16 protein-coding genes are annotated in these 14,086 nt (G+C 35.7%); 2 read left to right on the plus strand and 14 right to left on the minus strand.

Going from position 1 to position 14,086, the window contains the following annotated elements:
* Positions 1 to 263: 263 nt before the first annotated feature.
* Entirely contained in the window at positions 264 to 641 is a 378-nt protein-coding gene (locus tag HU235_RS24385) for a hypothetical protein (protein WP_174881870.1), read from the minus strand.
* Between the two features lie 451 nt (positions 642 to 1,092).
* On the opposite strand from HU235_RS24385, the gene HU235_RS24390 reads away from it, so the two are divergent.
* A complete protein-coding gene (locus HU235_RS24390) occupies positions 1,093 to 2,337 on the plus strand; it encodes a serine hydrolase domain-containing protein (protein ID WP_174881871.1) in 1,245 nt (414 codons plus the stop codon).
* A gap of 201 nt (positions 2,338 to 2,538) precedes the next feature.
* Here the strand turns inward: HU235_RS24390 and HU235_RS24395 are convergent, their stop codons facing one another.
* From HU235_RS24395 to HU235_RS24455, 13 genes are all read right to left on the minus strand, one after another.
* The gene (locus HU235_RS24395) at positions 2,539 to 2,889 is read right to left on the minus strand and encodes a hypothetical protein (RefSeq protein ID WP_174881872.1); all 351 of its coding nucleotides are present in this window, start codon (positions 2,887 to 2,889) and stop codon (positions 2,539 to 2,541) included.
* A 137-nt stretch (positions 2,890 to 3,026) separates the two neighbouring features.
* Positions 3,027 to 3,197 carry a hypothetical protein gene (locus tag HU235_RS24400; protein ID WP_174881873.1) on the minus strand — a complete coding sequence of 57 codons (171 nt, stop codon included), beginning with the start codon at positions 3,195 to 3,197 and terminating at the stop codon, positions 3,027 to 3,029.
* Between the two features lie 219 nt (positions 3,198 to 3,416).
* Positions 3,417 to 3,797, minus strand: coding sequence for a hypothetical protein (locus tag HU235_RS24405; RefSeq protein ID WP_174881874.1), 381 nt, complete (start codon positions 3,795 to 3,797; stop codon positions 3,417 to 3,419).
* A 333-nt stretch (positions 3,798 to 4,130) separates the two neighbouring features.
* Positions 4,131 to 5,009 (minus strand): M23 family metallopeptidase, encoded by an 879-nt coding sequence (locus tag HU235_RS25450; RefSeq protein ID WP_174881875.1) that lies wholly within the window; start codon positions 5,007 to 5,009, stop codon positions 4,131 to 4,133.
* Between the two features lie 172 nt (positions 5,010 to 5,181).
* Positions 5,182 to 5,592 carry a hypothetical protein gene (locus HU235_RS24415; RefSeq protein ID WP_095302902.1) on the minus strand — a complete coding sequence of 137 codons (411 nt, stop codon included), beginning with the start codon at positions 5,590 to 5,592 and terminating at the stop codon, positions 5,182 to 5,184.
* Positions 5,593 to 5,686: 94 nt separating this feature from the next.
* Positions 5,687 to 6,118 carry a DUF4829 domain-containing protein gene (locus HU235_RS24420; protein ID WP_174881876.1) on the minus strand — a complete coding sequence of 144 codons (432 nt, stop codon included), beginning with the start codon at positions 6,116 to 6,118 and terminating at the stop codon, positions 5,687 to 5,689.
* Positions 6,119 to 6,245: 127 nt separating this feature from the next.
* A complete protein-coding gene (locus tag HU235_RS24425) occupies positions 6,246 to 6,671 on the minus strand; it encodes a DUF2500 domain-containing protein (RefSeq protein WP_174881877.1) in 426 nt (141 codons plus the stop codon).
* A gap of 149 nt (positions 6,672 to 6,820) precedes the next feature.
* On the minus strand, positions 6,821 to 7,306 hold the full coding sequence (locus HU235_RS24430; protein ID WP_174881878.1) for a tetratricopeptide repeat protein: 486 nt from the start codon (positions 7,304 to 7,306) through the stop codon (positions 6,821 to 6,823).
* 47 nt (positions 7,307 to 7,353) lie between these two features.
* Entirely contained in the window at positions 7,354 to 7,803 is a 450-nt protein-coding gene (locus HU235_RS24435; protein ID WP_174881879.1) for a GNAT family N-acetyltransferase, read from the minus strand.
* A 51-nt stretch (positions 7,804 to 7,854) separates the two neighbouring features.
* A complete protein-coding gene (locus tag HU235_RS24440; RefSeq protein WP_174881880.1) occupies positions 7,855 to 8,892 on the minus strand; it encodes a sensor histidine kinase in 1,038 nt (345 codons plus the stop codon).
* Positions 8,889 to 9,566 carry a response regulator transcription factor gene (locus HU235_RS24445; RefSeq protein WP_170944488.1) on the minus strand — a complete coding sequence of 226 codons (678 nt, stop codon included), beginning with the start codon at positions 9,564 to 9,566 and terminating at the stop codon, positions 8,889 to 8,891. Before HU235_RS24445 ends, HU235_RS24440 begins: the two co-directional genes overlap by 4 nt.
* Before the next feature lie 36 nt (positions 9,567 to 9,602).
* Positions 9,603 to 11,768, minus strand: coding sequence for an ABC transporter permease (locus HU235_RS24450; RefSeq protein ID WP_174881881.1), 2,166 nt, complete (start codon positions 11,766 to 11,768; stop codon positions 9,603 to 9,605).
* Positions 11,758 to 12,537: an ABC transporter ATP-binding protein gene (locus tag HU235_RS24455; RefSeq protein WP_174881882.1), complete on the minus strand. Its 780-nt coding sequence runs from the start codon at positions 12,535 to 12,537 to the stop codon at positions 11,758 to 11,760. Before HU235_RS24455 ends, HU235_RS24450 begins: the two co-directional genes overlap by 11 nt.
* Positions 12,538 to 12,977: 440 nt before the next feature.
* Here HU235_RS24455 and HU235_RS24460 point away from each other — a divergent pair, with 440 nt between their 5' ends.
* Positions 12,978 to 13,796 (plus strand): hypothetical protein, encoded by an 819-nt coding sequence (locus tag HU235_RS24460; protein WP_174881883.1) that lies wholly within the window; start codon positions 12,978 to 12,980, stop codon positions 13,794 to 13,796.
* Positions 13,797 to 14,086 lie beyond the last annotated feature (290 nt).

Here is a 14,086-nt window from a genome sequence, read left to right on the forward strand (position 1 = left end):
ATAGATATATTGATTGTAATAGATGAAAAGAAGTATAAGCAGGTTGTGTATAACTTCATTGCTTTAATAGGATTATTTGTTTTATTTTTATTTGTAGATCGAATCTAGTTACAAAATGATAGATTATAGAAAGAGGTAAGGAGATAAAGACTAGTGGAATAATGTGTATTATATAAACTTATATTTTAAATTTTCCATTGAGGAATATTAAATAGATAGTTGAAACCTTATTCTTACTATCCTTTAAAAAATTGTGAACATGCCTAATTATTCCAACCCTTTGGGACTTTAACAATAACATAATTTCCCGTCCACATTTCAGTAGTTGCGATTAGTGTGTCATGATTCTTTTCAAAAATATAGCCACTACCCTCTTGAGTTTTGAAATGCCACCCATTGTTGCTAATCATTTCCTTTAAATTTCGGTAAGCTCGTCCTTGTTCCATCCTTGTAATAAACCACTCATAATCATTATCATCGTCTATTTTAACAATCTCTTTCGAAGAATCATTCAAGGAATCTATGACTTCCTTTTTGCTTACAGTATCGATAGGTAGTGGTGGATAATAAAATTTACTATGAAATGCATAAACACCTAAAACAATTACCAAAACTCCAGCTAACACTAACCCTTTATTCACTAGGTACCTCCTTTTTAGCAAACCCACATCGGGAATAAAGCAATAGAGTTGTATATGACTATAATAGATTATTTTTCTTAATTGCCATATTAAAACACCGATCTTTACTGTTTTCTTTTATTTTACCAAACTATGGTAATATTTGTGGTAAACATAAATGATTGAAATCCTTTTTTCAGCCAAACTGCTTATAATTTTCATCGGCTTTATTTTATGAATAATTTAATTTCCCCCGTTCAATTCCGAAAAATACTTTTGTCATCATGATGTAAATATTGTTTATCACGATTAGATATCCATATCGATATAAAGAAACATTTGGGATTTCTTTCATTGTAAATATTCAATCACTTTTACTCCTTCAAGCATAAATAACAATTTTAAAGCATAAATAACAAAAGGAAATTTTTAGAAAAATATTGATGACAAAAAGAAAAGAGAGGGAAATCAAATGGAAAAGAGTATATTAGGACAAAGTAATAGAGGGTTCTCGGAAACAGGGCTACGCAAAATACGCGACGTACTAGCACGGCATGTCGAGTCGGGGAAAATTCCTGGGCTCGTAGCACTTGTCAGCCGGTATGGTGAGACGAATGTCGAAGCGATCGGCACGATGCGCCATGACGGTGGTGCGCCGATGCGTCGGGACACGATATTCCGAATGGCATCCACTTCCAAGCCGGTGGCGATGGCGGCTGCGATGGTTCTGCTAGATGAGTGTAAACTGCGTCTGGATGACCCAGTAGACCAGTGGCTACCCGAACTTGCAACCCGCAAGGTACTGAAGCGACCCGACGGCCCATTGGATGATACCGTTCCCGCGCTACGGCCGATCACCGTAAGGGACCTATTGACCTCCACGTTCGGACTCGGAGTGGATTTGACTTCGCTTAACTTTCCAATCATGGCAGCAGTTTTCGAGCAAGGGATTTTCCCTCAGAATATGACAGAATATCCTACCCCAGATGAGTGGATGCGCCGTCTTGGCACTCTTCCACTGATGTACCAGCCCGGAGAAAAGTGGCAATATCACATCAGCCACGATGTACTCGGCGTGCTAGTTTCTAGGGTCACGGGTCAGCCGTTCGAGATGTTCCTGCGCGAACGTATTCTCGATCCATTGGGAATGAAGGATACCGGTTTCTACGTTCCTGCTAACAAGATTGACAGGTTGCCACCTGCCTACAGTCCCGATCCACAGACTGGGGAATTCATCGTATGGGACGAAAGTGCTGGTGGACAGTATAGTCAGCCTTTGGTGTTCCATTCAGGCGGTAGTGGGCTTGTCTCCACCGTCGACGACTACCACTCGTACTTCCAGATGCTGCTGAATCATGGGATGCACGGAACCAAACGGATCCTGTCTCGACCCGCCGTCGAGCTGATGACGACCAACCGTCTCACTCCCGAGCAAGAAGCCGCCAGAGACGCCTTGGCCAAAAACAATGTCCATGTGTCGCACGGCCAGGGGCAGCATGGCGGCTGGGGTATGGGAATGGCGGTGCGTACCTACCGCGGTGACTACGCGTCTATCGGCCAGTTCGGCTGGGATGGAGGAACAGGCACCTCGGTGTACGCTGACCCAGACAAGCAGCTAATCGGAATCCTGCTTACCCAGGTCGGGATGTCTACCCCGGATTCAGCACGGCTTATCCACGACTTCTGGACCACGGTCTACCAGGCAATCGAAGACTGATACTAGTGGTTCGGAATCCTGATCTTAACATTTAACTTTGCAAGTGGGAGTGTAATACTTAAAGAAAGCATTAAAAAGCTCCAAGGAATCATTCCTTGGGGCTTTCGGCTTGTAGTGAACCCCTTAGTTTTCTACAAGCTTCTATAATACAGCCCTGGTGTGTTAACTTAATACAAATATATATTTATGACACTACCTAAGTTATGATTTTTTTTTCCACTTAAGGATAGCCCTAACCAATAATTGACCTAAAAAATAAATGAAAGAAGTAATCAAAATTACTTTATCTCTATCAAAAGGTTTAAACCAATATGTATCATTTTCTATAAACTTAGATGCTAAATAAAATGATATTAGACTTTGAACAATTGAAAGAAGGAATATTTTTAAAAAACTCATATTTCTAGTAGTGATTGCTGCTAGGGTGACAAAAAATAAAAAACCTACAAATAAAAAAGGTGCATTTTGATCTTTCAAGTGCTGACCATATTCGTAAAAGTGGAATAGAAAAGGTACTGGAATTAATAAGATAATATAGTTCAAATATTTCATATTTTGTCTCCTCAAAAAAAGTCTACAACTATATATTTTATCACAGATGTTAATATATGGTAATGAATAATCTGATTAATATTTCAGTAACAGTTTCTGCTTTTTAAATTATCTGTCTCTTTAGTAAAAAGAGTTTTTTATTTATCTTTTATATTCGTTATTTTAATTACACTATAATAAACAATCCAAAATAGTAGAATGATAAATACTGAATAATTTTTTTTATCCTCTGGCAATAAAACTAAAGCTAGAATAAATAAAAAGACATTAGGAATTAGTAAAATCCAATATAATTTCTGTTTGGTCATTTTTTAAATCATCTCCTTTTGTATAAAAAATGCGATACCTCCTTATTGAAGTATCGCCACACGATAGGTAGACTCTGTAATAACTTATTGCAGATTGGTTAAAAATGATTGGAAATAATTTCGAAATGACTTGTTTACTTAATATAGCTGCTACATTGAAGAAGATTATCGATACATACAACAGAAATAATAACTTTTCACAAAGTAGCGACCCCTTTTTTACTTAGTCACCAAATTCGCTTTCTTCGCCCCCACAAAAATCGTAACAAGGATACTACAAATACTAATAATAGCCCCTAGAGCCCCGTTAACAATTACCCAAATGCTAGGAATCATAAAGCCAACTAGAACAAGACCTAAAAACCCAAAAACGAAAAACACTTGATAAATAGCTGAAATGATTCTTAGTACAAGAAGATTAAAAAACGAAAAAATCAAAGGTAGTAAAAATAGCATGACTAGTATTCCAGCATTTAACCACATAATGGCTGGTTCATCGAATGAAACAGTATTAGGGCCTGTTGGATATTTAGCAGCTAATAATAAAGCTGTAATAGCTAATATCAAAGTGATAAACACCATAGAAAATCTTTTTACCATAACAAATACTCCTTTTTAGTCTTTACGTATAAAGTCTTTACTCTAAAATATAAACTTAGTAGCTTGCTAGGTGCTTAAGTGTGAGACTCCTGCAGGAAGGTGAGACCCAATTTACACTGAGGGAGGATCGACACCTACCACGCAGAAAGCAAACACTGCACATCTATCAAACTAACACCTAATTAAAGGTAACAAAATTGAGCACTATCACAATTTTTCGTTTAGTGCATTTTTTTACAAACTTGAGGTTTAAAGGTACCCCATTTGTACATAAAAGGTCGCCAAATACAGAAAGATGTACTCTTTCTAGTGTATGTAAAATGATGAGTGAGTTTAAACGGGACGAATAAAATCTCCTTGAATAGGCTCTAAAACATTCTCAAAACGAATACGAATGGATTGACCATTTGCGTAATGAGGTGAATTCATTACTTGAAAATGCAAATGAGGTTCAGTCGAATTACCGGAATTTCCACATTGCCCTATCAACTGTCCACACTTTACGGACTCTCCCTCTTTCACAACGATAGAATTTTGTTTTAAATGTGCTAGCATACTATATTCATTGTTTTGATGTTCAATGACAACACAGTTTCCTTCAGGCTGGCTTGCATTTGTTTCGCCAATTTCATTATCTTTCATTCCATCGATTATTTTTACAACCTTCCCATCTGCTGGTGCGATGATCTCTTTATTAAAGGCATAATAATTCTCTTTTTTGTCCATAGAACCATTGTAAGATTGGCCATCCTTCACGATGATTAAATCATACGCATACCTTTGAGCTTCATGGACATAATGATAATTAATAAATTGGTTTGTGCCTCCCCAAAAAACAAACCATTCCTCCTTTATCGGCATAATATAACTATTCTTCGTATATTGTCGGTCACTTTCCGGATAGGTAACAAATGGTGCAAGATATAATCCATGAATCGTGTTACTGCTATCAAACGCAACACTAATGATTTTTTCTCTCTTACTATCCAGCCACAAATATTGCGTTATATTGTTAGTTAGGCTTGTGCTCATTTCTAACGTATAGCTCTCCACGCCACTATTAAAGGACTCTCCAAACTCAATAAATTGCTCGATTGATACTAATTTTTTAAACTCCTCAGTTGTTTGAGCATAAATGATTGAAAACTCCCCATTTAAGAACCTATATCCGAAATCCTCAGGTGTGACAATGAATGTATTTTTTTCTGCCATATTAATACCTCCTCATTCTTAATTTATAATACGAACGAAAATGGGAAAAGTTTCTAGAAATTAACCTTAATTTAACAAATGTTGTGGTTCCTCCTCTGCTGGTCTGAACTTTTGATAAATAAAAAAAGCCACCATTATTGATGGCAGCTTGATTTATAAGTAAAAGTAGATATTAATTTAATAGTAATTCTTTTCTAATTAAGTTAACGACAATTAAATAGATATAAACCGGAGTTAAAAATGTGACATAGGAGGCCAGCTCATTTAATGGTAAATCAAGGCATATAATAAATACTACTCCTACAATGCTATAAGTAATAAATGATAGGATAAGCTTATATTTTCTGGAACTTATTCTACATATTTTTAACAAGACATCATTGATTAAGGTTGTTGGGAGTCCTAATATTAGATAAATTAATCCAAAGATGAGTGGATAGAACCAAAAAATATGTAAGGTAAAGCCATAATTATCAGGTGAAAAGAATTCAGGATCAGTAAAAAGACCAGTGATGAAAAGTATAGCTACTGAGACTGGAGATGAAATAAGAATAGCTAGAAGAATTTTATTTAAATAGCTCATTTTCGTTACTCCTTTTTTAAATTGAAATCCTTTGATATATTATAATATATTTCCTAAACACTTTTCCCTCTTTATGAGATTGGAAATCCATTGTTCAATATCCCCAGTCATCAACACGCCAATGATCACTTTTACTATCCCTTATTAATATCCACTGCCAATCGGATTGAGTTGAGTCTGGCTCGAAACTTCCATCGCCCCCGGAGGAATTTACTTCAAAGTTAGATAATAATACCATTACATTTTCTTCTTTTATACCGTTCGATGATCCTTTGCCATATTGTAAATAATCTTTAATAAGTCTATCTGATTTGCTTTCCGAATACCATAATTCCGTAAGCTTACATCCTTGAAATGACATGAATTTTTTCTTGACACTTCCTATTGCTTCATTGATTTCCTTCTCAGTAAACTTAGTAGATTCACCAATACTTACTTGAGCATTATTGGTTTTACCAATTTGGCTATATATCAAGATTGACAGCAAAACGACTATTATACTAAAAGAAAATATGGTCTTTTTCATATAAGCTCCATTACTAGTTTAGATTTGTTGGAAAATGTTCTTTTACTAGACAAGTAGAATTACGCCTATTTTTTCTTCAATAAACACAAATGTATCATGAATTAACTTTCCACAATAAACTGGTGCTTCATTCAACTTTTGTATTCTCTATCTTAACTTTTTCCCTCGCAAAACCTAAATATCGAGTTCCTTGAAAGGTTAACATCCCAATGTCTTCTTCGGAGAGTAAACCATACTCTTTCCCCGAAACATGGAACTCCAAACGGTCACCACTTTCGAACTCGAAAGTTACAAAATATCTTGTATGTGTACTTGAAGAATGGTGGTGATGGTCATCATGATGATGCATATTTGTACGTCTGGAAACATCTGCTCGTTTTGATGTAACGATAGCTTTTACACTTAGTCTTGGAGACTGCTCATTTTTCTGCCACTGACCAATCCCTTTGAAAGCTGAAAATAATATTCCACCAATAACGAATACAAAAATAATGCCAATAAAAATAGGGGCGATTTCAAACATAGGATCATCCATGAAAAAGGGGTCTAACATGTAAAAACTCCTTCCGTACATCTATCATTAAATTTCATATGTAGTATATAAAATTTATTCATTCTATTTTAGCATTATTTTCCTATTTGGAAACTATTCAGTTCAATAAAAAATGCGTCACCTTTTGTGGTCACGCAAATTTTCAAAAACTACTCCCAAACTTTGTCTAATTTATCCGAATAGAAATCAATTGCCTTTTTATAACTTATTATTTCAGCGTCATTTGTTGTCTCAATTAAGCATTTTAGTAACAGCTCCATCGCTTTACTATGCTCGTTTAAATTATATAAGGTCATCGAATAGAAGGTTTTCATTGCTCTATTAGTAGGGAATAATTCAATTGCTTTTTGAAAAGTCGTTTTTGACTTTTCATATTCTCCTAATGTTCTATATGTACTACCTAATCCTAAAAATGCTCCTTCAAGTTCCACTGAGGACAAACCTAGCTTGATTGCCTTTTCGTAAAAAGGTACGGCATTTACTTCTTCACCTAATACGTCAAAACTCCAGGCGCATTGATAGTTGATCGTGCCATTATCGGGGAACTCCTGTACCAATTTTAGAAGTAATTTATTCGATTCTTTATAATTTCCTTTTTCTCGTAAATTGATCGCTTTCTCTAATTCCCTTTCCATTACTCTTTCATCTCCAATGCGCTATCAGATTATGATTCTCGTAAAGATTATAATTTCTTTTCAAAAAAGGATAAGGATAATTGTTCATTTACACTAACTTCTTTAATGAGTTGAAATCCATTCTTTTTATAAAAATTTACGGCTGGAGTATTTTTAGAACCAGTTGCTACTTTCATTGTTTCAGCTTTGAAATTGCTTTCAATAAAATTTAAAAGCAACTGAGCGATTCCTTTTCTAAAGTGTTTTGGATGAACGATTAGTCTGTGTATATCAATTTCCGCATCGTTCGCCTTGAAAGACAAAGCACCACATAGTTCTTCATCTTCATAATAACCAATGAACGTTTCCTCGCAATTTTGCAATGTATGAACAGTATCCTTTAATGGTGGTATATCATATGAACCTATTATTTCTGCTTCTACTTTATATGATGGTATTTGAATGTTTAAAACGTCTTCAGCGTGTTTTCTATTAGTAATGTCAATTGTTTTTATCATATGGACTCCTTATATAATTATTTTCATCTTTATATATAATTTTTAAAAAGGCTATTGCTTTACCTTTGGGAATAGTAGTGAGATGGTTAGCCCAGAACCAAGCTCTGATTTTGCATCTAACTGAATTGCTAAATCATTAGCCATTCTGCTAACTAAAAAAAGTCCCATACCTGTTGCTTCTCTTGTATAAGTACCTCTCCTTCCAGTAAAGCCCTTATCAAAAATAAATGGTAAATCTTCTTCAAATACGCCAGGACCATTATCACGAATATGCAAAATGGTTTGATTACCTGCTTCATCATGCACTGTTTCAAATTGTAATATTGGATGTTCCTGATTTTGTGCAGCGTGCTTCGTACTATTAGTGATGATTTGTTCTAAGATAAAAGCTAATCCTTTCCGGTCAGAGAAGATTTCCGCTTCATCACCTTTGAACTGTATTTGAAAACCTGCTTCATCTAATATTGGTTGATGGTTTTCAATTGTCTGTTTACAAAAAGCTAGTAAGCTTATAGACTCAAAAATATAATCCTTATGAGCAGCCCCAAGTCTTGCAAAATAGAGGATGCGCTCTACATCTCCAAGCATCTGCTCTCGAATATGGAGCATACGCTGTCGAACAAGGGGAGACATTTCGTCACTGCGGTTATCTAAAATTAGTGTCATCAATGACAGAGGCTTTTTAATTTCGTGAACCCAGCCTTCTATATAGTTTTCATACTCGTTCAACTCAATAACTTGCTCATTAAGCTCCGCCTGATAGGATCTTATGGCACTCCCTATTCGACGGATAAAAGGCCAATGTGTTCTAGGAGATACCTTGCATAATATTTCTTCATTCGTCTCAGTCGCTTCTAATAAAAAATTTTGAAAGGCAGCTTCTATGATTTTTTGCTTTCTCATAATCATGAATATAGACATCGATATCATCGCTAGAGTAAAAACGATCATTAGCCCTACTAACACCTTAAAGGTTTCTGGGTAAGCCAACCAGGCTAAAAAGCTAAATAGGAAACATGTAGCTATGAAAATAAGAAACCAAAGCTTATAAGCATTAAAACTATCATAGATTTGCTTTATCCAGTTCATCGTTCTCCTTGCCCCTTAAGTCTATAACCTTGGCCCCGGACTGTTTCGACTTGATTTTCCAGATTTAATTGTCGCAGTGTTTTTCGCAAGCGGGTGAGATTTACTTGTAATGCATTCTCATCAATATACTGGTCTGTTCCCCATAAAAGCTCACTCAATGTAGACTTTGATACAACGTCAGGTCTATTCTGTACTAAAGCCAATAAAATTCTGCCTTCATTAGCGGATAATAATAATGATTCAGTTCCCTTATACAAAGTAAAGGTATTTGGGTCTAGCAAAAAATTGCCACCATCTATTAAACCGGGCTGTCCCGCAAATCTTCTAAGCAGGTTTTGAATGCGTGCTAATAATCGATCTCGATTACATGGCTTTGTAAGATAATCATCTGCCCCTAAATGAAGACCATGTAATTCATCTTGTAATTTATCTCTGGATGTAAGGATCAATATCGGACCAATTCCTTTTGATTTAAGACTTTTGCAAATTTCAAATCCTGATTGTTCCGGTAAATTGATGTCTAATAAGACTAAGCCAGGTGCTAAAGCGACAATTTTAGGAATGATTTCATGGAAGTCATCAATTGCTAACACTTCATAGCCTGCTTTTTGTAACATATCCATTAACTCTTCTCTTAACAATGAATCATCTTCAACAATTATGATCCTCGCCACTTCAGCACCTCCTTCGATGTAATATTTCATAGTTCCTTAATCTATGTTAGGCTTCCACCGCAATTTATCTATTTCATGATCTGCCGAACGGGCAACTGCTACTCCATAAATCACAAAAATGAGGATGACAATACATGCAAAGGAAAGGGCAATAGGGTAAAGTAACGCATTATCTTTAAAGTGAATAATAAGAAATGAGACCATCGCTCTTATCCCAACAGCACCACTCACGCACGCAAGAGACATAGGTAAAAGAAAGGTGAGCAATACCTGTCGATGCATCGACTTTTTCATTTGGTTACGTTTTGCCCCTAACATCGAAAGCGTTACATAGCGTTGTCCAGTCTGCTTCATCTGTGTCAAAAATTGTAAAGCCAATAACGTACAAGCAATAATCAAGAATAAGAATCCCATATATAAGACGGTATAGCTTCCGGCAACAACATAGAAGAGCTGGCGTCCAAAGTTTTGTAAATAACTTTCAAACTTGAAGCCGGCAGATTTTAATACATCTCTAGCCTCCATCATGGGGGTCATTAAACCTTGTTCGTCTTGCAGCTTTTGTGGAATGCGAAAATTCCAATATGACACATAGGTTTCCGTATCTAATAATTGTTTAAACATATCGTCGGGGACGATAAATGCCGAAAAAATTGGTACAGAACGGTCTGCTACTAATCCTCTCATTGGCAGGGAGGGGCGTATATAGATTGCTTGGTCATGAATGCTCATCAAGCTTTGCCCTTCTTTAGCGGCCCTTTCAAGAATCTGATCTAGTACAGGCATGCTCTCAAGATTCTTCATAGGCATAAAATCTGGATTAAAGTATAAAGCTATTTCATCTGATTGCAGGTTCAGAGGTTTTTCTCCGAGCGCCTTTAAAAGTCCGTTATAAGATGATTCAGGAATAAGGTAAGGTGTTCTTGTATCCATCTCCAGAACTCCAAAAAGATTAAGTGCTTCTGGGTTTTCCGAGCTGACACTATAACTTTGCGCTTCTCCAGATAAAATCTGCTCCTTATAGTTGCTTGGCAAAGCCATAATAATTTGCTCTCTTAATTTAGACCAATCAACTAATGACAATGGCATTCCATCTTCTAGGCGCTCATCCTGATGTTTCATCTTTCCAATTTCCAGGAGGTTTAAGTCCTCTACATATGGTACCATTTTTTCTGATGTAAGAAATTGCTTAATTTTCTGATTATCCCCATTAACGGTAAAATCATATAGAGAGGAGGTTCTAGTAAAAACATTTTCTAAACTTATAACAGATGAAGTACCGTTTGCTATTAAAATAATAGACAATGTGATGAGAATAGAGGTTACAGCAACAGAAATATATCTATTTGCAATGTTCTCTTGAAATTGCCTTAATGTAAATGTGTGTAGACCTTTAGTGGATTTATGCTTAAACAAGCCTGCCAATAAGCCTAATAATTTTCCTAATCCCTTCATAAAAAGGATCGTTCCTACACTTCCAAGAGCCAATGCCACAAACAGAAGCAGTCCTCCAAAATCCATAAAGCGATCTAAAACAATCCAATAGGCAACACCTAATAAGACAGAACCTACTAATATAGTAAGGATATTGCCTTTAAAATGCCCCATATTTTGCTTCTTATCCATTTGCCCATAAAGCAATTGCTGAACCTCTTGATTAAATAACTTTCCACCAAGAATGACTAATGCGAGAAACTGGATGAATAAAAACCCAATGATCGTAGAGATAACCGCACCTACTGATAAGCTTAGTTGATGACCGATAATTCCTTGTCCTACTAATCTAGAAACTGCTAAACTAATTAGTTCTGCTAAAAATGCGCCAATGAAAAGGCCTAAAATGAGGGCGAAAATAGACGTAATGAACCCTTCTGCTAGAAGATGAAGAATAAGGCGCTCCTTGCGCATTCCTAGCATGAGATAAAGCCCAAACTCTTGACTTCTTCGATGTAATTGGTACCGATTCGCAAACAAAATCAAGAAAAACAATAAAAATAACGCAAATGCATATACAATTGGCATTTGAGCTAGCAGTTTATTAATGGAATCACTCTCAAACTCCTTCAGAAATAAAATAACATCCTGTCTACCAAGTGAAAGAATAATATAAAACGACGCAATTGCTGTTACAAGCGTTGCAAAGTAAATGAAATTCTCCTTACGACTACGTTTTGCATTACGATAAACAAGCCTAGAGAACATTTGCACTTCCACCTCCAAGCTGAGCCATTAACTGCAAAATTCGATCATAATAGTTCGCGCGAGACTCGTCATGCTTGCGTCGCAGCTCATGAAAGATGACACCATCTTGGATAAAAAGAATTCTAGAGCAAAAGCTTGTTGCATTCGGATCATGGCTAACCATCAAAATCGTTCTTCCACTTTCATGATTTATCCCCTCAAGCTTATTCATTAAGATTCGTGCAGAACGTGTGTCCAATGCTCCTGTCGGTTCATCTGCAAGAACAATATCTGGATCCGTAATCAAACTACGTGCAGCTGCTACCCGCTGTTTCTGTCCTCCAGACATTTGAGAGGGAAATTTATTGAGAATATCCGTAATTTCAAAGAAACTTGATAAATCATCTAGCTTAGCACGTGCCTTTGCAAAGTCCATCCCGTGAATAGACAGGGGTAATAGGATATTTTCTTCTCCAGTTAAATTGTCAAGCAGTGCAAAATCTTGAAACAAATAGCCGATTCGACTCCCCCGATACTCCGCTAAATCCTTACTATCAAAAGCACTGATGTTTTTTCCATTTAAAAGCACACGCCCAGAGGTTGGTTTTATAATTGTGGCAATACAGTTTAATAATGTTGTTTTACCAGAACCGCTTGGCCCCATTATACCTAAGAATTCTCCTGGGAGAATGTCAAAGCTAACACCGTTTAAAGCCTTTGTTACATTGTCTTGTTTACCATAGTTTTTTTGTAAGTCTTGAACCTCTAGTAATTTTCCTTGTCCGACCACTGTATATGACTCCTTCCATATGATCATTTTCGAAATTGCTAGCGAATGAGCTATACACATTATAACCAGTTATAATAGGCGGAAAATACTTACAGATGATGCAAGGATTGATGGGATGGTTTTATTAGAGTTGGAGAAATGGCTAGAGATTAATACAATTTATTTGCGAAGTGATGAAATATAACAAAGAGGTTATATTTACTTATTATGATAAAGGAGATATTTAAGCTTTATGTCGGACAAATTCATTTTATAGATACAATCAGGCATGAATTAAGGCTAATAGATAGTCATATAGATGTATTTATAATTAAGTTTGAAGATGTACTAAGAGTAGATTTTCACGAGGTGGAATAAGTATTCATATAATAAGTGAAAAGGAAAGAGATTTTTCACTTATCTCTTTGTTCGCCCATAAGCTAAAAGTGGGGGGGATGATTGTGTATTTACGAAATCAAATGGACATAACTGCTTATCATCAAAAATATTTTCGTCCATCTTGTTTGCCAGCTTTAAATTTAAGATTTGCAACATCAGAGTTTTTCCATCCTTATTATGAAAAAACTCATAATCAAATTATAGTACCTACAGAATTAACAAGAACCCCTGAAGATACACTTATTAACTATTTTAGTATTTTACGTGAGGCGGAAAACGTGTTAGGTAGAAGTTGCGGATCAATTGGTCATGCACGAGTTCCATATCCACTTGCCTACAATTTTTTATCTGAAGAGTATCAAAAAAAATTAAGCTATGAAGAATATCTTAGTTCATTTGCTGGGATAGGACATACTAGTTTGCTCAAACTTTGTCGAGTACCAGATCTAAAACAAGGAATTAAGTTTTTTTATGAAATTGAAACAATTGAAGCATTTGAAGGCAAGGAAGTTGAGTATTTTGGCTATTCTTACGGATTTATCCAGCTTGTTTTCGAACCTGGAGGGTATCGAATTTCAGATTTACAGCAGTTTCCGGAGGATTTTCTATGTGCACCTTACCATCTCTGGCAACATGATGGGGAAGCAGTTGTGGATGTGAAATATGGATATTGGTGCAAATTGATTCAAAAAAGATACCCAACTACAAAAAGTGGTTATATTAAAAAGATTTACTTTCATGGTAATGATAGAGCTGATTATTATTTTATATTCTTTACATTAACGAATGGAACTGATGTAGAAATTGCTCAATTTCGCAGAGTAGGCGATGAAAATTGGAAACAGGTCAATATGAAACCTGAAGAAGAGTATTTAACATAATTAATAGGCTTATAAATCATATACTTATTTTTTACCATTCTGTACCTTGTATTCAATAAACAGATAAAGTGATCTTCAAAAAATCGAAGTTCTTTTTTGAGCCGATAACATTATATAAGTTGACTGGATTTGTTTGCATAACCTCTTTGAGAAGTTTATTCAACTCCCTCAGTTTAATATGAATATCTCTCGAATGCTCACTTATTCGCAGGATTTCATAACCCTTTAAATTAGATTTATGGGTAATGGATATGAGTTCAGATCATTTTGGCTTCGTGAAGGCATAGTGA

The organism is Metabacillus niabensis (genome assembly GCF_902829255.1).
GTDB lineage: Bacteria > Bacillota > Bacilli > Bacillales > Bacillaceae > Metabacillus > Metabacillus niabensis.